Origin of the sequence: Trichocoleus desertorum AS-A10, assembly GCF_039962155.1 — a bacterium.
In the GTDB taxonomy this organism is placed as follows: domain Bacteria; phylum Cyanobacteriota; class Cyanobacteriia; order FACHB-46; family FACHB-46; genus Trichocoleus.
Genome location: NZ_JAMPKN010000004.1, coordinates 133,725 through 153,636 on the forward strand (window position 1 = coordinate 133,725; position 19,912 = coordinate 153,636).

The 19,912-nt window shown below is 48.9% G+C and carries 19 protein-coding genes; 2 read left to right on the forward strand and 17 right to left on the reverse strand.

What is annotated here, in order from left to right; translation table 11 throughout:
* Nucleotide 1: 1 nt before the first annotated feature.
* On the reverse strand, nt 2-1,000 hold the full coding sequence (locus tag NDA01_RS09095) for a zinc-dependent alcohol dehydrogenase family protein (RefSeq protein ID WP_348227699.1): 999 nt from the start codon (nt 998-1,000) through the stop codon (nt 2-4).
* Nucleotides 1,001-1,261: 261 nt separating this feature from the next.
* On the opposite strand from NDA01_RS09095, the gene NDA01_RS09100 reads away from it, so the two are divergent.
* Nucleotides 1,262-1,906, forward strand: coding sequence for an HAD-IA family hydrolase (locus tag NDA01_RS09100; RefSeq protein WP_348227700.1), 645 nt, complete (start codon nt 1,262-1,264; stop codon nt 1,904-1,906).
* Nucleotides 1,907-2,015: 109 nt separating this feature from the next.
* On the opposite strand, the gene NDA01_RS09105 is transcribed toward NDA01_RS09100, so the two are convergent.
* The 3 genes from NDA01_RS09105 to NDA01_RS09115 form a co-directional block, all read right to left on the reverse strand.
* Nucleotides 2,016-3,359, reverse strand: a complete 1,344-nt coding sequence (locus NDA01_RS09105) for a dihydrolipoamide acetyltransferase family protein (protein ID WP_348227701.1) — start codon at nt 3,357-3,359, stop codon at nt 2,016-2,018.
* Between the two features lie 234 nt (nt 3,360-3,593).
* Complete coding sequence (locus NDA01_RS09110; protein ID WP_190435841.1) at nt 3,594-4,043, reverse strand: YlqD family protein; 450 nt, start codon at nt 4,041-4,043, stop codon at nt 3,594-3,596.
* A gap of 134 nt (nt 4,044-4,177) precedes the next feature.
* The gene (locus NDA01_RS09115; protein ID WP_348227702.1) at nt 4,178-6,151 is read right to left on the reverse strand and encodes an AMP-dependent synthetase/ligase; all 1,974 of its coding nucleotides are present in this window, start codon (nt 6,149-6,151) and stop codon (nt 4,178-4,180) included.
* A gap of 318 nt (nt 6,152-6,469) precedes the next feature.
* Between NDA01_RS09115 and NDA01_RS09120 the strand changes: the two genes are divergently transcribed.
* Nucleotides 6,470-6,754: a DUF427 domain-containing protein gene (locus NDA01_RS09120; RefSeq protein WP_190435836.1), complete on the forward strand. Its 285-nt coding sequence runs from the start codon at nt 6,470-6,472 to the stop codon at nt 6,752-6,754.
* 43 nt (nt 6,755-6,797) lie between these two features.
* Here the strand turns inward: NDA01_RS09120 and NDA01_RS09125 are convergent, their stop codons facing one another.
* The 13 genes from NDA01_RS09125 to NDA01_RS09185 all read right to left on the reverse strand — a co-directional run bounded on the left by NDA01_RS09125 (nt 6,798) and on the right by NDA01_RS09185 (nt 19,875).
* The gene (locus tag NDA01_RS09125) at nt 6,798-8,345 is read right to left on the reverse strand and encodes a GH3 family acyl-acid amido synthetase (protein ID WP_348227703.1); all 1,548 of its coding nucleotides are present in this window, start codon (nt 8,343-8,345) and stop codon (nt 6,798-6,800) included.
* Nucleotides 8,309-9,646 (reverse strand): glycosyltransferase, encoded by a 1,338-nt coding sequence (locus NDA01_RS09130; protein WP_348227704.1) that lies wholly within the window; start codon nt 9,644-9,646, stop codon nt 8,309-8,311. Before NDA01_RS09130 ends, NDA01_RS09125 begins: the two co-directional genes overlap by 37 nt.
* A gap of 12 nt (nt 9,647-9,658) precedes the next feature.
* On the reverse strand, nt 9,659-10,429 hold the full coding sequence (locus NDA01_RS09135) for an acyltransferase (RefSeq protein WP_431193355.1): 771 nt from the start codon (nt 10,427-10,429) through the stop codon (nt 9,659-9,661).
* 22 nt (nt 10,430-10,451) lie between these two features.
* Complete coding sequence (locus tag NDA01_RS09140; RefSeq protein ID WP_348227705.1) at nt 10,452-11,171, reverse strand: sterol desaturase family protein; 720 nt, start codon at nt 11,169-11,171, stop codon at nt 10,452-10,454.
* Nucleotides 11,172-11,173: 2 nt separating this feature from the next.
* Nucleotides 11,174-12,196 carry an aromatic ring-hydroxylating dioxygenase subunit alpha gene (locus NDA01_RS09145; RefSeq protein WP_348227706.1) on the reverse strand — a complete coding sequence of 341 codons (1,023 nt, stop codon included), beginning with the start codon at nt 12,194-12,196 and terminating at the stop codon, nt 11,174-11,176.
* On the reverse strand, nt 12,193-12,492 hold the full coding sequence (locus NDA01_RS09150) for a 2Fe-2S iron-sulfur cluster binding domain-containing protein (protein ID WP_348227707.1): 300 nt from the start codon (nt 12,490-12,492) through the stop codon (nt 12,193-12,195). The genes NDA01_RS09145 and NDA01_RS09150 overlap by 4 nt, the downstream gene beginning before the upstream one ends.
* Before the next feature lie 148 nt (nt 12,493-12,640).
* Nucleotides 12,641-13,693 (reverse strand): Rieske 2Fe-2S domain-containing protein, encoded by a 1,053-nt coding sequence (locus NDA01_RS09155; protein WP_348227708.1) that lies wholly within the window; start codon nt 13,691-13,693, stop codon nt 12,641-12,643.
* A gap of 2 nt (nt 13,694-13,695) precedes the next feature.
* Complete coding sequence (locus NDA01_RS09160; RefSeq protein ID WP_348227709.1) at nt 13,696-14,967, reverse strand: P-aminobenzoate N-oxygenase AurF; 1,272 nt, start codon at nt 14,965-14,967, stop codon at nt 13,696-13,698.
* Entirely contained in the window at nt 14,964-15,890 is a 927-nt protein-coding gene (locus NDA01_RS09165) for a ferritin-like domain-containing protein (RefSeq protein WP_348227710.1), read from the reverse strand. Before NDA01_RS09165 ends, NDA01_RS09160 begins: the two co-directional genes overlap by 4 nt.
* Nucleotides 15,890-16,732 carry an SDR family oxidoreductase gene (locus tag NDA01_RS09170; RefSeq protein ID WP_348227711.1) on the reverse strand — a complete coding sequence of 281 codons (843 nt, stop codon included), beginning with the start codon at nt 16,730-16,732 and terminating at the stop codon, nt 15,890-15,892. The genes NDA01_RS09165 and NDA01_RS09170 overlap by 1 nt, the downstream gene beginning before the upstream one ends.
* Nucleotides 16,729-17,826 carry an aromatic ring-hydroxylating dioxygenase subunit alpha gene (locus NDA01_RS09175; RefSeq protein ID WP_348227712.1) on the reverse strand — a complete coding sequence of 366 codons (1,098 nt, stop codon included), beginning with the start codon at nt 17,824-17,826 and terminating at the stop codon, nt 16,729-16,731. The genes NDA01_RS09170 and NDA01_RS09175 overlap by 4 nt, the downstream gene beginning before the upstream one ends.
* A 6-nt stretch (nt 17,827-17,832) precedes the next feature.
* On the reverse strand, nt 17,833-18,558 hold the full coding sequence (locus tag NDA01_RS09180) for a hypothetical protein (RefSeq protein WP_348227713.1): 726 nt from the start codon (nt 18,556-18,558) through the stop codon (nt 17,833-17,835).
* A 396-nt stretch (nt 18,559-18,954) separates the two neighbouring features.
* A complete protein-coding gene (locus NDA01_RS09185; protein WP_348227714.1) occupies nt 18,955-19,875 on the reverse strand; it encodes an NAD(+) kinase in 921 nt (306 codons plus the stop codon).
* Nucleotides 19,876-19,912: the final 37 nt, after the last annotated feature.

A 19,912-nucleotide genomic window follows, 5' to 3' on the forward strand; every position in this document is an offset into this window, starting at 1 on the left:
GCTAAATCACCAAAACTAATTTGCCCGTCATGGAGCCAGCTTCCAGCAAACGGTGAGCCGTAGCCGCTTCAGCCAAGGGCAAAGTTTGTTGCAAATGAATTTTCAGCTTGCCTTCATCAAATAAAGTTGCACAGGCTTCTAGAATTTCAGCCTGATGCTGCTGAGCTGCTACTAACCCTTGCAGCATCGGAGTCAGCATCAATTCCTGACTGACCCGCAAATTACGCATTCTAGCCGTCTTCCAGTTGGCGTTGGCAGTGTCAAAATCTAGAATCGTCACGGCTTCCCCATATACCTTGACTGCCTCTAGGGATTTGAAGAAGTTGCTGCCGCCCACGGTATCAAAGGCAATGTCTACCCCTTCGCCCTCGGTCCAATCCATCACCGCTTGGACAAAGTCAGTCTGTTGGTACAAAATTGCTAACTCAGCTCCCAACTGACGCACCAAGCGAGCTTTTTCTTCTGTACCCACCGTGCTGCAAACTCGTGCCCCCTTGATGGCTGCCAGTTGTACCGCCACATGGCCAACACCGCCTGCACCTGCATGCACCAGTACCCGCTGATCGGGTTGCAAATTGCAGCGATCGAACAATGCTTCCCAAGCCGTAAGTAGTACCAAAGGAGCCGCCGCTGCTTCTTCAAAACTGAGTGAGGCAGGCTTGCGAGCCGCAAATTTTTCATCAATCGTTGCAAACTCCGCATAGTTGCCCGGATGCCCACCCAAGCCGCCGTTGCAGAAGTACACTTCATCGCCCACCTGAAACCGTTGGACTTCTGCACCCACAGCCTCAACCACTCCAGCGCCATCGCATCCCAAAATTGCGGGCATTTGGTCTGGGAAAAACGTGCCTCGTTGTCGCAATTTGGTGTCGATTGGGTTGATGCCAGCAGCTTTGAGCCGCACTAATAGCTCGGTGGGTTTTTGAATTGCCAAATCAGGCACTTCCTGAAGTTGCAAGACCTCCGGGCTTCCAGGGGCTGTCATCAAAATTGCTTTCACGGTTGCTCTCTTAGTAAACAGTTAGGCATCACTGGAGCTAACGGCGGAATAGGCAAGAATTGCTAATCTACCGCCTTAGATAAATGTTACTCAGCTCCTTCATCAGAATACTAGAGAAGGCATTGCTCAGGCTGCTTCTCTGACTCATCGTTTTGGAAATGAGAGATTGGCGATCGCCCCCTCAATCCCACACCCAATTTGAGTTAGACTACGGCTGTGATCTTGGTTCATGCATTAATAGTTATTTTTGTATTTGTAGCTGTGTCAGTGATTATTTTCGATTTCGATGGAACTTTGGCCGATACACTAGAGGCGATCGTGGCAATCACTAATCGCCTAGCCATAGAATTTGGTTATAAAACTGTCAATTCTGAAGAAGTCAAAAAACTTCAGAACTTAAGTTCTCAAGAAATTATTAGATATTCAAAAATTCCGCTCTTAAAGCTGCCTTTTTTAATGCGTCGAGTTAAAAACGAGCTAAAACAAGAAATCCCTTATCTAAAACCAATTCACGGTATTCAAGAAGCTTTATGGGCCTTGAAGCAAGATGGAAATCAGCTCGGCATCGTTACCTCTAATGCTGAGAGTAACGTTCTAACCTTCTTGAAGTATCACGGCTTATATGAGCTATTTGATTTCGTGCATTCAGGAAGCAGCTTGTTCGGCAAAAATAAGGTTTTAAGTCGGCTGCTATTACAAAAACAAATTAACCCCAATACTGTCATCTATGTGGGTGACGAAACGCGAGATATTGAAGCAGCCAAACAAGTCAAAATCAAGTCCGTGGCTGTGAGTTGGGGATTTAATTCTAGACAAGCCTTAGCGAGACAAAATCCTGATTTCTTGATTAGTCAACCAGACGAATTGTTAGCGATCGCTCAATCTTTACGAATCGCCAGTTCATAGTTGAGAACACACATGCCACAAAAAAGGCGATCGCCCCTTCAACTGGAAAAGCGATCGCCTTTTTTACCGCGTAGGGGTATCTACAAGAGGTACCCTACTTAGGCGGACCCTACAGCGTCAACGACTGAGTATTGGTCTCAATCAAGGTTGCCAAGTCTTTCAAGAAAGCAGCCGCATGAGCGCCGTAAATGATGCGGTGATCGCAGGTGATATTCACTTGCATCTGCCGCTTCACGCCGAACAAGCCATCATCGGTTGCTACCATTTGAGGTCTAGAGGCCCCGATCGCCAAGATCGAACCTTGGCCTGGAGGCAGAATCGCATCAAAGCGATCGACCCCAAACATGCCCAAGTTAGAAATGGTGAAGGTGCCACTGTTGTACTCATCGGGTTGGAGTTGCTTGGCACGGGCGCGATCGACTAAATCTTTCCAGGTACGAGACAACGAGTAGAGATCCGCTTGATCGGCATTTTTCAGCACAGGGGTAATCAAGCCACCATCTTCCATTGCCACTGCGACAGAGATATTGATCGCAGAAGGATAGCTGATGCCTTGCTCGGTATAGCTAGCATTCAACAGCGGATGCTTTTGCAGCGTCACCGCAACTGCTTTGGCGAGCAGAGCCGACATAGTGACACCCTTGGACTTCACTTGCTTATAAAGCTTGTCTAGGTTGTCGGTGGTAATTGTGTAGCCAACATGGTAGGTGGGGATGCTGAGGCTCACCATCATGTTACGGACGACCGCGTTCTGCAACGTGGTCAGCGGTACTACTTGACCGGGAACTACAGGGGCAGGTGGAGAAATTGGAACAGACTTAGGCTTAGAACCTACACCTGGAGGAACTGGATCTACGAGCCTATCTGGAGAAGGTGGAACTGTGCCCCCACCAGAAACAGGAGGTTGAGATTTACCCGCAGCCGCTTCCACATCTTGAGCCACAATCCGACCGTGAGGGCCACTGCCCTTTAATCCGGCGAGATCCACTTTTAAGTCTTTTGCCAGTTTGCGAGCACGAGGAGAAACAATGGTGCGGCTACTGCTAACGCTGGAGCCGTTACCGTTGGTGGCGGTTGCAACTGTAGCTTCTGTCGCGATCGCTGCTTGGCGAGATTGAGTTGAGGCATCCGCAGGCGCAGACACAGCCGCAGGGTTTGTCGTGGTTGTAGATGATTGACCCCCTGCTTTCTGTTTCGCTGCCTCAATTTCAGCTTCTGTCTCGGCAATGAAGGCGATCGTTTGTCCCACCGGAGCGCTCTCACCCGCAGGCACCATGATCACAGCGAGATAGCCTTCATAGAAGGACTCCACATCCATGTCTGCCTTGTCGGATTCGACAACTAAGACGGTTTCGCCTCTCTCAACTTTGTCACCTGGCGACTTGGTCCAGGAAACAATTTTTCCTTCAGTCATCGTAGAACTGAGGGCAGGCATGAAAACTTCGTTGATCATGGGCTGGGTTCTGAATCAATAAATCGTTAAAACTGGAGCAAAGCCAGATCGCATTTTATCCTGACAGATGCCACCAGGGCTATCACACAGAACAAAGTTGACTAGAATTGCTGCGATCGCCTCACCGACCTACAAAAATTCCCACCTGTAACAGTGGGAAACCTCAAGAGAGTTAGAAATCGCACCTAACCTGAGCGATCTGAGCGATCGCACCCATCGTTAGAAAGTCAAGCTTTAGACATCGCCCCGAATTTCTTCGACGATACCATCCCGCAATAAAACCTCAACTTGCATCTTTTCAACCAAGTTATCACCCGGCTCGATCCGGAAGAAGCTTTCGATTTGGCCTTGGCTCACTTCTTGGTTGAGTTCTAGCATTTGCACTTGCTGCAACTGCTGGAGCACTTGGTTTTTTTGCTCTAGCAGCTCACTTTTCTTTTGATTGACCTGAATTTGAATATTGTCAATCTGCTGCACTGTTTGAGGGCCAGGGGGTTGCAGACTTTGCTTTTGAATTTCAGCAATCATCCGCTGCCCTTGCATTTCCAACTGTTGCAATTGGCTGTCAAGTTGATTAATTTGCGCCTGGAGTTGCTGCTGAGCTTCCTCCTTCCACCGGGGGGTGACGATCGCTTTAACTGTAATGGCTCGTTTCAGGAGTAATTGTGAATTGGAGACGTCCATAAACATTTCACTTGGAAAATAGTTTGAGGATGGGCAACGCTTGGGAAACAACGCGTACTTACGCCAACGTTTTTGCAAGAAACGATTCTGTCAAAAACGATACTGCGTCTGTATACGGTGCGTCAGCCCAGCGATCAGGCAAACATCCCGTCGATCATACCTTGATAGCGCTCCATCACAACGGGTCGCCGAATCTTCAAGGTTTGCGTCATCATGCCATTCTCGACTGAGAAGGGTTCCACAATTAGGCGAAATGGCCCCACTCGATCATCGGGGCGATAACCTGGGCGGTTCTGCACTTCCCGATTCAGTTCTTGGCGGAATAAATCTTGAATGCGTTTGTCATCCAAGGCGATCGCCGTAGCCCCGGAAGGATTGGTGCTAGCGGGTTGATCAGGCAAGTTGAGAGATAGGTTTTGCTGAGTGGCCCATAGTTGTAGAGCATCCAAGTTAGGCACAACTAGGGCACCGAGCGATCGCTGATCTTGCCCAACTACCATGATTTGGTCGATGTAAGGGCTGCGAATGCAAGCATCTTCAATCGGTTGCGGCTCAATGTTTTCGCCACTAGTCAAGACAATCGTGTCTTTGGCGCGTCCCGTCAGCACCAGATCATTCTCATCCGTCACCCAGCCTAAGTCGCCGCTATCAAACCACCCTTCCGGGTCAATCGCTTTAGCGGTCGCCTGTGGGTTGTTGTAATACCCCTGCATCACTTGTCGCCCCCGAATCAGCACCAAACCCCGCTTTCCGGCGGGTAGAGGTTTACGAGTTTCTGGGTCTACAATGCGAATTTCTGTCCCTGGTACAGGCTGACCCGATGCTCCCTTAAGGTTGCGCCAAGGCCGCCGCACATTGGTCACAGGTGAGGTTTCTGTGAGGCCATAGCCCTGCAAAACGGTGACTCCAATAATTTCAAAGAAGTTGTCGAGGTGCTTGGCAAAAGACCCACCTCCACTCACCAAAAACTCGATTTTGCCGCCAGTTGCCTCCCGGACTTGACGATAAACCAGGCGATCGCCCAAGGCATGAACCGGAGCCAGAGCAGCAGCTTTTGCAGCAGCGGCTAACCGTTCAACCGCCGAAGGATGGGGATGCTCTAGGCTCAGACCCTGGATAATGCGCTGAGCGGCAATATATTTTTGGCTAGCCGCCAGGAACGAGTTGATCAGCCTTTGCTTACTCGCTGGCTGCTCCCGAAACTGCTTCTGCACCCCTTCATAAATTGACTCCCACAGACGGGGCACTCCCACCATATATTGGGGCTTGTATGTTTTCAGATCTTGCTTGACGTGACGGATACTGGTGTAGACCTGAGTGCAACCCTGAGCTAAAACAAAGTACTCAAAGGCTCGCTCATAAGCATGCCAGCTAGGTAAGATGCTCAGCACAATATTACCGGGCTGTGGCGGCACAACGGCCCCTAGCATGGTGGCTTGATGCAACAAATTGCCATGACTGAGCATGGCTCCCTTTGGTCTGCCTGTCGTACCTGATGTATAGATCAAAGTAGCCAAGGTTTCCCGATTTTGCTGCACCGGTTGTAACGAGTGATTGGCACCCAGCTCTAGTAGTTGAGAAAAGTTCAAGACTTTGAGCGTTTCATCAACAGGTGGCTCCTCGTCGGAAAGTAACACCACGGTTCGAACTGCCAACCCATCCAGTCCAGAGCGTAGTTTCTTGAGAGTGGCTTGATTCTCAACGACCAACGCGGTGCTGCCACTATCAGCCAGAATAAACAAAAGTTCTTCGCGATCTGCTTGAGAACTCCGCACGGCATTAGCTGCTCCAGCCGTCATGATGCCTTGATCCGCCACAAACCAACGGGGGCTGTTGTCGGAAATTAGGCCCACGCGATCGCCCACTTCCACCCCTAATGCCTGCAACCCTGCGGCAAAGTGCTGCATTTGCTGATATACCTGGGCGTAAGTCAGCGACACTTCCGGTTTGGCATGAGGATCTTTTAAGGCCACAATCGAGCCAAATTTCTGAGCCACAATTGGCCAAATCGCTGGTAAAGACTCAACAGCTTGATAGTCCACTAAGCGCTTGAGGTTAGCGCGCTCTGGCTCAGTTAGATGGAGGCTAGGTGCATTAGGAGGGTTCATAGTAGCTCTTTACCTCAAAAACGATAGGAAATTAAGCATAAATAGCTGGTAATCTGTCAATTTTTAATTGAAGGCTTTGATTGAATGATGTGTAGTACATCACCGGTCAAAAATTGCTTGATACAGCACTAGGCATCATGGGTACCAAATATAGGACAAAAAGATACAGATAAACTTTCCTCGCACAACCCGCTATAGTTCCACGCTATCCTGACTAGAGTCTAGAGAAAGACTGGTTTAGGACAGGATTCAATCTGTCCGTTCTTAACCAAAATTGACCAAACAAGCGAACTTGAATAGAAACGAGGGAAGTGAATCATGGCAAAAGCAGTTTGGAACGGTGCAGTCCTCGCCGAAAGTAACAATTGCGAAGTGGTAGAGAACAACTACTACTTCCCCCCAGATGCCATCAATCGCGAATTCTTTAAAGAAAGTTCAACTCATACCACTTGTCCTTGGAAAGGCGTAGCCAGCTACTACAACGTTGAAGTAGAGGGCCAAGTGAACAAAGACGCGGCTTGGTACTATCCAGAGGCGAAGCAGGCTGCCAAAAATATTGAAGGCTATGTCGCCTTTTGGCGCGGTGTCAAAGTCGAGGCGTAACTTTCGCCTCTCGGTTTTGCTTGCTTGGTGGGTTACGGCTAGCCTAACCCACCCTACCGGAACTACTAGACCTAAGCCCAACCGTCGGCAGGGTTTCGATTGGTTTTGTTGCCAACACTTCATGCTTAATGTCGCCCCACTTTTGGCCCGCTTGCAATTTCTGTCGCAGCACCAGGTCAGGCACATCTGGCGATACCCAAACTTGAGCAGGTGCTAGTTGTCCTAAAAGCCGAGCATGTTCATAGTGGGGAGACTCGCTGAGGGCAGCATCTAGGCGTTGGGCGATCGCATCTCCTTCCCGATCAGCCTGATTGAGCAACAAAATATAATGGGGCTGAGGTTGAGTGACGGGAACTAAAGTTCTAAACGTTGTGCCCCCCAAATTTAGGTGATCGAGGACTTGAGCCACAAACGCAGCATGTAGTTTTTCGCCAACTAAATCGCTGGTCATCTGATCACGGCCCAAGAACTCCAGGCAAGGCGTGTTCAGGTAGGTGTGAGTCATCCAGACGCGATCGCCCATGCGATACCGATACAACCCGCCTTTTTGGGACAAGATGATTGAGTATTCTGTGGCTGGCTCTAGCTCGTGCAAAAGATGAATCTTGCCAGTGGAATCCTCAAATTCAAAGAAGACTTCATTCAGCAGCGGCACAGATCCCTGAGCGGCAATCAGTGGCACTGTCATCGGGGCTTCAGTCGCCAAAAGTCCTTTACCCTGCACCATCACACCAGGAAAGTGCGATCGCAGCGCTTGAGCTTGGTCGGCAGCATTAACGCTATTCCAGCAGGAAATCAGTTTCAGGTGAGGCCAAATTTCTGTCCAGGAGGTCGTAGGGTCTGAAAGGAGGGCAAAGCGTTTGGGAGAGACGCGATCGCGCAGTTGCTCACAAAGCTTTTGGCGGTGTTGCTGGATGTAATCAAGATGGACACTGAGAAAGCTAGGACTCCAAATTGAGATAATCTCTAGTTTTTCTGATTGCAATAACCCTAGACAGAGCTGCTCCTTAAACGCTTCTGGATCGCAGAGACGACTTAAACCCGTAGGAGCCAATAAAAAAGGTCGTAACGCCCACTGCAACCACCCATCTAGATATTCGGCATCATTTTCTAGCCCAACCTGTACCCCTGCTTCGGTTTGTGTGGGTTGAGTGAGTTGCGGCGAGATACAGAAATAGACTTTTCCTGTGGAGAACTGAGGCCCATTTGTGATCAGATCATGTGCCCAGATGCAAAACATTTGGCTAAAGGAGCGGCGCAGCGATCGCGTGTAGGGAATCCATTTTGCAGCCCCGCGGCTCCCAGAAGTTTTCTCGTAAAAGAGAATGGGTTGCGGGGTCAGAAGAGCTTGCTGAATCTGCCTTTGGCGTTCAATCCACGGCTCCAAATCGGCGTAGTTCACAATCGGGATTTTCTGCCAGTCGGTCAGCGATCGGACCCCTAAAGATCTGCCATATTCACTGGCAACGAAGCACTCAAAAATCTTCTTTTGAACTTTTTGTTGAGCGGCTTGTGGGTCTTGTAGAGCTTGATGAAATCTGTGGGCCTCCGGGCTTAACAGCTTGGCAAAGAGTTGAATAATGGGGCGCATGGTTCAGGTTTAGGTTTGGAGAAATCTTGAGTCAAGACAGGCTTGCCAGTTGCGATCGCTCGTTCCACAATGTCCGCAGCCCGTGTTACTCCGCCAGCTTGGGCGATCGCATGTTGTAATCTCACTGCATTTTGTTTATAAGTTTCGCAAGTTAAGACTTGTTGAACCGCAGTTCTTAAACGGGCTGTGGTCAAGCGAGATTTGCGAACTACTTCTCCAGCGCCTGTCCATTTGATCCGAGCTGCAACTCCTGGCTGATCATCTGTGACTGGGAGCGCCACCATCGGCACTCCTGCTTGCAAAGATTCTAGGGCAGTATTCAAGCCTGCATGGGTGATGGCTAGAGTGGCGCGTTGCAGAAGTTCCAACTGGGGAGCATAACCGACCACAATCGGATCGCCAGGGAGAGCCCCAAGAGCTTCCGGAGCAAGACCTTTCCCTAAAGCAATTACCAACTGAGCATCTAAGCCAACACAAGCGGCAGCAATTTGCTCAAACACCCGATGCGAACGGTTTCGTAGCGTTCCCATTGAGGCATAGATCAAATGTTGACTTGTTAGCTTCTCAAACGGAAAGGAGACGGTTTCTCGACTCACAGTGCTGTGAAATGGTCCAGTGAAGTGGAAGCAGGGAGCAAGATGTTGACGAGGATATTCAAACTCGGCAGGTTGATGGCTGATTTGAGCGAGGGGGGAGAGTGCATCACTGGGATTACGATATAGCGGCAATCGCCACATTTGGCGGTACTCATTCACAGGTTGATGCACCATGCGCCAATACTGCACCAATAGAGCATGACCAAAGCGATTCCGTAGCCGTGTCCAAGGCGCTGGGTCATAAGGCCAACCCGCAAAGAAAGGAGGCACACTGGCATCAGGCTGCATTAAGAGCGCACTGCAGAGAGAGACAAACGGGAGAGATAATCGTTCGGCGATCGCTCCTCCAGCAACAATCACATGATCCACGAGCAGAGCTTCTACCCCTGCGGCTTGAATTGCCGCAGGAGCTTCTTGCAGAAACACAGTAGCCCAAACTTGTCGTCTGAAATTCAGGGTGGTCTGAAAAGCCGCTAAACCTCGTAACGTGCCCAAATGATCGTAGAAATTTCCCAAAGTTCCTAAAGGAAACTCTTTCCTACCAAGGGGCCAAAAGTTAATTTCTGCCGCTTTTGCCTTTGCTGCTGTATCGAGGATATTGAAGAGAGTAACTTGATGGCCTCGTTGTTGCAGCTCGCGGCCTAAAGCCAGCATGGGGTTGAGGTGCCCAGTTGTGGGAGGGCATAACAGACCGTAATGAGTCATAAAATTTTAGGATTACTCAAGTTTTGAGGGTTGATGTTGCTGTTTGGCTAAAAGAGTTTGAACTTTGCTCTGATCAATCGTTTGGTTAGGGTACACATGCGTAAAAACGGGGATGTATGTTTCTGCTTGTACAACAACCCCAGGCCCAAGGTGATTCCAAGCCCCTAAAAACACACCGTCTCTGATTTTGATCTTTTTGACGTACAGCATCAAATCTTGCTTTCGGGGCTTAATAATGTGCGGATAGAGACCCACCTGATGACCGAAAATGACGCGATCGCCTATCTCTAACAATCCGCGATCGGCGATCTCCAGATGAGGCGTCCAATACACGCCTGTACCGACCTTTGAACCCCATAATCGCAACCAAAGGGAGAAAGCACCGGGAATTAAACGCAATACAGTTTCCAAGGCAGGAAAGGCAACATAGATCGCCTGAATTTGATGACTCCCCCACCAAGGCGAATACTCTTTTCCTTGCAGATAGCTAATGCCTTCTAACTGAGGATAAAAGTGATTATGAATGCGGTAAATCAATAGCGGTATGCCATAAAGCGAAAACAGCACCAGTAAAACAGTCCAAACGCTAGGAGAGATACAGATTGCCAGAAAAGAACCTCCTGATAACAACATCACCAGCGCCGGAAAGCAGGCCAATATAGCGCTAAGCCATGTCATTCCCTGCCGCTCCACCTTCATCGTTTGGCTTGCTTTTAACTCCCCCTTCCCTAGCAGGGAAGGGGGCTGGGGGGTTAGGTTTATTTCCGCTTGATTAGTCTCCATCAATAAACTCTCTATTTTTATATCAAAAAGGCCAAAATAGCTTCTGAGACAACGTCAGATTCGTTTGAGTTCCTAAATTTTCTGGAGCGCGATCGCACTCGTAATAAGTTCCATGCAATTGATCCCACAGCTTCAGATTCGCTCCATAATTGCAGCCCTGAGGTTGGGCATGATGCCAAGCATGGTCTTGGGGCAAAACCAGCCAAGGTGAAAGCCAACAATAAATCAAACTCTGAGGAGCAGGAGCGATCGCACTATGTCGCCACAGATCCAAAATTGCAGTTAAGGTGACTCCCAAAACATAACCTGCTGGCTGCTGCAACAGAAAGAGAAACAAGGGATGAATCCACAGATACAGAATAAAAAAGCTGCTCCATAGCGTATTGCGAGAGGTGCCCAACACGTCCATTTGAGTAACGGTGTGATGAACTTGGTGCCAAGGCCAGAAGCGATGATGGAGCAGGCGATGGTTCCAATAATAGAGATAATCTACGAAAACAAAGCTGAGCAGAAACCCTAGACCAAGAGATAGCTCTAAAACTCCTTTCCAGGTAGGTAAAAACCATTGATATAGTTGATAAACCAACAGTAGTTGTAGAGCAGGAATTACCACTCCTTGAACCAATAAACCTGACATGTCAAGTAGCCAGTCTTCTCGGTTCTTCTGCCATAGGAAATTAGAGCGGCGATCGCGAGCCACAGTCAACAAAAGCAAAGTCACAAAAGCAGCAAAGATCGCCATCCCTACACCCAGAACGTGACTTGAACCGACTGATCAGGCAACAGACGGGGATCCTCACCAGCAGCAATGCGATCGCGAATAGACTCCACGAATGTATGAATCGTATCTGCTGGGGTGTTAGCGAATTTCTGACCGTATTTCTCAATCACTTCTTGCTGCAAGTCCAACGCTGCCACATCCTGACCGATGATGTGTTGAGCTGTCCAATGGATGAAGGGACGCGCCAATTGATTCCAAATGCCATAGTTGTAAGTAACATCGGTATAGACCAAGGTGGAATCTTCTGTTTCTGGGACGGATTGACTGGTAATCCACAGTTGACGATACGGCCCCATGTCATACTCGACGCTGGTGACATTGGGCATAAAGAAATAATCTGTATGGCGAATCTTGCCGCCCTTGGGATTGAGAAATTTGGCGTACCAACCCAGATTCGTAGTTTCGTTTCGGTATTCTGCCCGCACTGCTCCTTTTTGCCGCTCTACTGTCATCTCTAGCTTTTGTCTGCGAGGCGTACGGAAAACGCCAGGATGTACAGAAGCCGTATGCGGAATATCAATAAAGTTCTCAGCGCAGTTCGTGACATTATTGCGGAAGCGGTTGATCACTCGTACCGTTGCCCAGCCTGGTTCTTGGTAATGAGGCATCGGAAAGGAGTCAAATTCCTCACTCGGCTGGTCGGTCAGGCGTACATAGACATAACCATCTTGCTCACAAGTCTCGTAATGCTTCACCCGTCGAGCTTGAAGCTGCTTGAAGTCATCCCCTTCTGCTGGTACTGCTACGACAGTTCCATTGTTGTCATATACCCAGCCGTGATACGGACAATGCACCTGTCCTTGGCATACCTGACCACGAGATAGGCGACTATTACGGTGCATACAGCGATCGCGCAAAGCCACAGGTTCACCGTTCTCATCTCGGAACACTGCTAGCCATTCTCCCAATACAGTTCGAGATAGAACATTACCAGGTTTTAGCTGCTCGCTTTGAGCCACCACATACCAGAAATCCTCAAATTTCATATAACCTCCGTCAGAGGCGCGATCGCAATTTCTCCCATCACATCTAGCTGGCAAGCCAATCTTGCTTGAGGATTGCCCGGTGCCAGCATATCCAGGATTTCCTGCTCGGCGGCACTAGGCGGAGGCAACTCCCCGGTCACTGTAACCAAACAGGTTCCACAAAGACCTGTCCGACAACCAAACAGCACCGGAGAATTTTGGACTGTGAGCTGTTCTGCTAGAGGTCGGTGAGGTTCTAGAGTGAGAGGTGCATAGTCTGTATTTGAAAAATGAACTACACAACAGGACGCGTTCATGATAGAAACCAGGAGTCAAATAATTATTAATGAAATGTTTTGGGCTGCACCTGTGGAGGCGAAGCATTCGGTAGATAATCTTCCGACAACTGCAAAGGCTATAGGCCGAATGCTCTGCCCCCACTACATTAGATACAAATAAAAACGTTTAAGCTTCGGATGATTTCTGCTTAAAAAAACATTTTGACCAGAGCGAAGGTTTGAGCTGATTCACATAGTTCATATATTTCACTAACGGTGCATCAATACTTAGAAGCACTTGTGGATCAAACCGGATGTTGTCGTAGATCAGGCCATCTTCATCACGAAGAAAGTAGTAGCTCAGGCGAGTGAGGAGTAAGAGCGATCGCGACAATAACCAACCCCAAATTCCTGGTCTTTTCGCTGCTACATAAATCGGTTGAATCCGAGTTTTGTTAGGCCCGACCGGCGTATAGGCGTAAATCATGTGCAGCGGCGGCATCAAGCGCACATTTTTCATCATGGTTAGCAATCCAATGCAGCCGTCGGCATAGCGCATGGAATATTCGTAGCGGTTGCCCAGAAATTTCTGAAGCCCTGCTTCTCGCCACGTCCTGCTAGGAATCTCTCCGCACATGGTGAAATCAATCACATTGCCAGTAGCGTTGCGATCGAGAGATAATTCCATCTCAATATTGAGTTTATGAACCGTGCGTAAATGTTGAGCATCAATGCCATTCATCATACAGATGTGATGATGACAGTGCCGCTCCAACGGCTGATCATGCCAAACAACTAGAGATTTACCCTTTAGTTCATCAAACTCCACTACAGAATCAGGAGCTTGGCTGTCTGGATATACCCAAATAAAGCCATACTTTTCATCGGCAGCATAAGCTCGAACCTTCGCTCTAGCTGGAATTTGAGCTTGGCAAGGGATGTCTTGACATTTGCCAGTGCTATCGAAGGCCCAGTGATGGAAAAAACAACGAATCATATTGCCATCGACTCGTCCTAGGCTCAAGTCGGTGCCTAAATGAGGACAGTAGGCATCCAAAGCCCGAACTTTACCGTCCACGCCCCGATATACAGCTATTTTTTGACCACATAGATCAAAAGACTTTGCTCGACCAACTGATAAATCACGACTCGCACAGATGATGTACCAGCCTTGAGCCACCACATCATTATTGTTAAAAGTAGGGGCTCTTAGATCAGTCAAGGAAGGAATAGATTGCATGTTTAACTCACCTCCTCCAAGACCGCATTAGCAACTTCCACAGGCGTAGAGATAAAGGTTGGCTGCGATCGCGGCCCAGAAACAACTTCTCCTGTAGTCAAAAATTTCTGCATGGCTCTTTGTTGCGTTTTTAGATATTGAGGGAGAGAATTCGCAGCCATCAACGACATCTCTCGATTGCTCTGCCAAACATAATCAAGCTTATCGAGATATATTTTGTAAGACTCCATTGCCTCTTGATGTGTCTGATAGCTACGATGCAACCCCTCTGACTCTTGGGTAAAGCAGGCCACCATCATTTCCTTAGCTTCGCGATCGCTCATTCCAAATACAGGCGATCGCAGCACTTGGTAGATCGCTCTATACAGCTCTGGGTCATACCAAAAGATGCCGTTGATGGCTGCCGAGAAGTGATAGTGATCGCGCTGACAACCGCGCAGCCCCAGGTTCGCAACAGTACGTTCAAACTTTGTCGGGGGTTTGAGACACTTCACAACATCGTGAGACAGAATGGTAGAACTGTTGAAGTGGAAGCTTTCATCTAGAAAGTGATAGTAGGAAATCTGGCTGGGAATGGGAGCATTGGCTGCGTCAGGATGTTTTTGGTAGTAGGCGCTGAGCTTGTGTTGTACCAATTTGCCATTCAGCGTCCGTACGCCCCGAACGGTGAAGTATTGGCAAGCCAAAAACGTATTATCCGAAGATAGTAGACCAAAACATTTGAGCTGGAGTTGCTTCCACCACCGCTTCAAAGCATTGGTATCTGCAAAGATCATGGTCTCTGCAAACGGCCCTCGCATGGGATAGGTGAAAATTCGTTGACCGAATAGGGCTGCTTCTGTCTGACTAGCAATGGTTCTAAACGCATGGATATGCGATCGCTCCTGAGCTGACTCCAGATCCAAGGTGTCACAGACCAACCGGAAATCTTCTTGAGCATACAGACCCGCCGCACTGGTCTGGTTAAAGAAAATTGTCGCGATCTCTGCTGAGACAATCTGGGAGTAATAAGCCACCCAATACAGATGGTTCAGCACAATCCGTTGACTGGGACTAGCCTGATCCCATAAAGGAGTGCCATACAGCAGGGAAAATTCCTCTGGGTTCCAGTACTCATCTTCGCACTGGTCATAGTTAAAGTTGGCAGCAGCAGAATCGATCGCGGCAGTTTGATCTTGTTGCTGATTGCGTTGGTAATTAATTTGTAGCTTGCGGTAAACCTTTTGATTCTCCAGCAAGGTATTTGTTTGAGGTTCGTCAAATAAATCGTTCATATACATTTCTCCGCTGGGAAGGGCTGGAAAGAACCACGTTCCTCTAATTCTTGAACAATGGCGTGAGCAGTGGTTTTCTGCATCAGGGAGCGTAAATAACTCAACCGCGCTCCGCTCTGGATCTCGGTTTCTAACTCTTGCAAAACCTGGATTTGTTGCGATCGCGATAAATCTCCTTTGACTTGGGCGATCGCAGCTAAAACTCGCTGTGGTCCTACTTGCACCATTTGTAGAAACAGCGTCAATGCCTCGACAATTGCACTTTGGCTTGGTTCTGCTAAAGATATTTGATTGAACAGCATTAAGCCAGAACCATGATGACGCGCTTCGGCTTGCAGAAATTCCTCAAACAATTGACCTAACTCTAGGTGACAACAGCCCTTAGCCAGACTGCGATAGTGACTTAATCCCCATCCTTCCAACACTACTTGGATGATGAACAACAAAATGGCTTTGTCTTCTGTCTCTAGCAAATCAGACAAAAACCGCAGAAACGGATCATCTGTGCCAATGGGTTCTTGTGTAAAAAAGCTCCGAATTTGAGCCAAATGGGTTGCTTCTTCGGCGGCGAAGAGGCTGTAGAGCATCCGTTCTTCTAGGGTCTCTGCTAGCAAGAGCATCTTAGCCATATAGCCCATGCCTGCTTTCTCCACAAAGTAGGCTTCTGCTAACAATCCTTGGCTGGCAACTTGCGCGATCGCCTGCTGCTCTACCTGACTGGCATCCTGAAAGATCGCCACCCGTTCTAGACCAAAATGCGTAGCATCCCAATAAGGTTGTGGTAGTTGCGAGCTTGACTGGTAGGAGTAAGAAAGCTGTGCTGTTGTTGGTAGCTGATCGCCTAAAGTGGAAGCCAAAATCCGATTAAGTTTATCTCCTTCGGCAATCAAAGGTAGATCAAATCCAGCAATGTTCGGGTGCATTAAGCTGGCCTCCGCAAAAAGATCCGACGGTATAAAAAGTCAGATACAGGTAGGCGAATCCCATCAGGTACGAGCCGTTGCCAGAGATACACTAATGTGGCATCCCGTCCGACTCTCACTCGTAATCGCCGCGATCGCCCTTCTGCCAAAGCCACCGCTTGTCGAGCCACTTGGATTGTGTTGTGGGGGGATTTGGCCCGTAATCGCTCCTTCAGCAAGTGATAATTCTGCATCTGTAACTGATAAACTTCCGAATCTCCTTCTGCCCAACCCGGATCGTGACCAAAGTTAGTGTGGCTGGCTCCTGGTTCAATCAGGGCAACATGCACGCCATGCGGCTTTAGCTCGTAATACAGACTCTCAGCCAAGCCTTCCAAAGCATATTTACTGGCGCAGTAAGCGGAGGTCAGCGGGAAACCTGTATAACCAAACGTCGAGGAGACAAAAATAATCGTGCCCTGTGCTGTTCGGATCTCAGGTAATAAAGCTCGCGTCAGAAGTGTGGGACCATAGAAATTTACCTCCATTTGTCGCCGCAGTTGAGCTTCGCTGAGATCTTCCAGGGGGCCGAAAAAGCGATCGCCTGCATTATTTACCAGACAATCTAAATCTCCTTTTTGGCGTACATACTCTGTAACTGTCTCTCGTTGAGTCGGATCGGTGACATCCAAATCGAGGATTGTTAAGCGATCGCCATACTTCTCTAGCGGCTCTGCCAGTAGTTCTCGGCGTCGGTTCGCTTGCCGCATTGTGCTGATCACCTGCCAACCACACCGAAGAAATTCGTCCACCATGCCGCGCCCAAACCCAGAGGAGCAGCCTGTAATCAGGACTGTTTTCATACGGCCTCCCGGATTCGTTCTGCCTCAAACTCTATCTTGGGTTCAACCTCTGGCCCTTCTGTCACAGCAACTTTTGCTAGTTCTAGAATTGGTTCCCAGGTTCCCCAAGTGAGTGGTTGCTGCTGCTCTACATGCTGCATGAACTCAACAATGGAGTGATCCGCTTTGGTCGGGGTTTTAAGGTTAAATTTAATCGTTTGGAAAATCTGAGTATCACCTTTGGCAAAGTAGTTGCCGACTAGTTGGGTGATAAACAAAATCAGTAGATTCAATACCCAACCTAAGAAACCACGCCGCTTTTTGGTGATTAAAACGGTTTGTCCTTCGGTTTTTCCACCTTCCAACAGCCGTAGGGTAAACATGATGTAGAAGTGGAGAAAATCGGGGCCGAGGGTGACTGTGCCCGTGCTGCCATACCAGTAGCACATGCTGTAGGTGCCCTCATTTTTATAAAACGGCAGAATCAACCGCATTAGCCAAGATTCATTGCCGCCCCGTGTCGTGTTACTGAAGGTGATGGCATTGCGATGCAGCGTCTCTGTGCGAAACACAATCTGAATCGGAAAGTTATGCACCGTATTAAAATGCTGAGCATCGATCGCATTGATCAACAGAACATTCGGATGGCAGTTTTTGAAGAAATGCGAGCCAAACATCACGTCACAGTCTGTATGTTCTAGCTCTGGGACAAATGGCAGAGATTGCTGGGGTGTCTCTCCCGTCCAGACCCAAATTAAGCCATAGTGCTCTGCGGTTGGCCAACTGGAAAGCTTGGCAGGAATCACTTTCCCTAAGCAAGGCACATCTACACAATGCCCTTGAGAATCAAATTTCCAGTTATGGAAGAAACAGCGAATGCCTGTGCCATCTACTTTGCCTTCCGCCAAATGTGCCCCCATATGTGGGCAGTATGCATCTAGGGCCACCACTTGGCCATCTTGGTTGCGGTAGATTGCCAACTCTCGCCCCAACAGTTTCGCAGGTTTGACCTGCCCTACTTTGAGATCTCGCGATCGCAGTGCCCAATGCCACCCTTGGATAAAGCGATCGGGATGATTAAAGGTTTCTGTCGGCATCCCAGCTTTGCTACTCATGATTGGTTACACCAAGGCCGCAGGTTCTAGCGTGGCAAACCACATCCGCTTTCCTGCTGGCGTTAAATTTGTTTCGGTAATCTCTGCCAAGCACACCAATTCATCTCCTTGATCGTGATGCGGATTGTGAGTAGCAAAGAAATCTATATGTGGATCTTTGCAGCGCTCTTCCGGAATGCCCTGAAGCTGACCTTTGAGCTGTTGCGGATGGGGGAACCGCACGATGCCAGTTGTTGCGTCATAACAGTTGCCAAACTGCCGCCGCGCTAGAAATTGCATCAATCTCGCCATTGTGGGAGAGGTGGGGGCATCATAGCGAGGATAAAATTCTTGCCAAAACGTGGGTAAAAAGCGATAGGTACGATAGCCCGAGGAGATCAGGAGCCAATAAAGTTTGCCACGAGGATATTTGCGCCGTAATTGGTTGACAGAGGCGATCCAAGCCCGCGAGAGTGCCGAACTAGACCAAGCGCTAGGGTCCATGATCGTGTCGCCAGAGTAGACAACGGTCAGATCCTCACCCTCAAACTCAGTTTCATACATCAGAATTGTGGAGAAACCCTTGAGGGTCTGCGATCGCTCATCTTTCAATAAGATCACCCAGTTTTTGGTCTTCAAGTCAGCTTCAAAAACGGCTCGCTTGACTCCGGAAAAATGAGTGCTTAATAGGCCATACATATCCTCGCGATCGGCAGCAGGTAACTCTGCGATCGCCACAAGGTGACTCTTCATAGTTAAAATTCACTAGATCGGGCAATTGCAATTCCGAGCTGACCAAGCCATCGACGATTTGTTGATAGAGTTCCCTAGAACTGTTAAGAGCCAACAAATCGAGCGATCGCGTCCCCATTTCAACCGTGAAGCAACGGATAGAACGAGCTAGAACCACTTGCTTTACTCCGCTATTCTCAGGAACCAAGCACAAGAGGCTAGGGGCTGAAAAGGTTGAGCAGTCGAGTTGGGAGGGATTTCTCAGTCAATTGAGTGCAACTGTATAAAGCGTAACGAGGCAGGTACGCGATTGAGTGAGCCTGTGGTCCAGCTAATAATCTGTCCCCCCAGCTTTAATTGCAGGTAGCCCTAAATAGGTAATGATTCTGCGTAAAATCATTACCTACGAACCGCCACCTAGTTGCGGTGGTTATTGCTGTAGCGAATTCTGGCTCCAGCCCATTGCAACTTTTCGCGCAGCGTTTGGTAATAAGAATAGTTTTCGCGCAAGATAATAAACTTAGCTTGGCAATCAGCGACGCGTACATCTACACGCTGTCCAGGCCAAATTGAGGTTGCCATCACTCCATCCATCCAGAGCTTGGTGCTGAGGTCGTTGTCTGCCAAGGGCCAGATACTCACCACTGAACCGGGCGGCAGCACAATCGAGCGGCTGGAGAGACTCAACGGGCAAATTGGGGTTACAACTAGGGCTTCCATGCCTGGGTGCACAATGGGTCCATTAGCAGCCACTGTGTAGGAAGTAGACCCTGTGGGTGTCGCTACGATCAGGCCATCTCCCTGATACTGATCCACTACCTCACCATCTATCTCCATTTCCAAGATGGAAGTGATCATGCGATCGGCAGACGCAGGCTTCACCGTCATTTCGTTCAAAGCGAGGTAGCGATCGCTCACCGGATCAAGATTGGTGCGATGTCCTTCATACACACTCGCTTGCACCATCATTCGGGTCTGCACTGCAAAACGGTCTTCTAGCAGCCGATCCCAAACTTGCTCTGAATCGCTCAGCTCCTCTGAAGATTCGGTAAGGAATCCCAAATGCCCACCCACATTCACCGCCAAGATCGGAATACCATCGGCAGCCAAGTGTCGGGTCGCGGAGAGCGCTGTGCCATCCCCACCTAAAACCAGCGCCAAATCGATTGGATGAGTGGCTGAGGCCAAGAACACAGGGTAGGGATTATCCTTGGGTCCGCTTGGTCCCATCAGGACTTTACAACCTCGGTCTTCTAGTTGCCGAGCACATTTTTCCGCCCAGCGCCGACTGGTCGTATCTCCTGCTTTGTGAGCAATAATGGCGTTTTTCAGTTGCACCTAAATACCAATAAACTTCAGGGTTTAGCGATGCTGG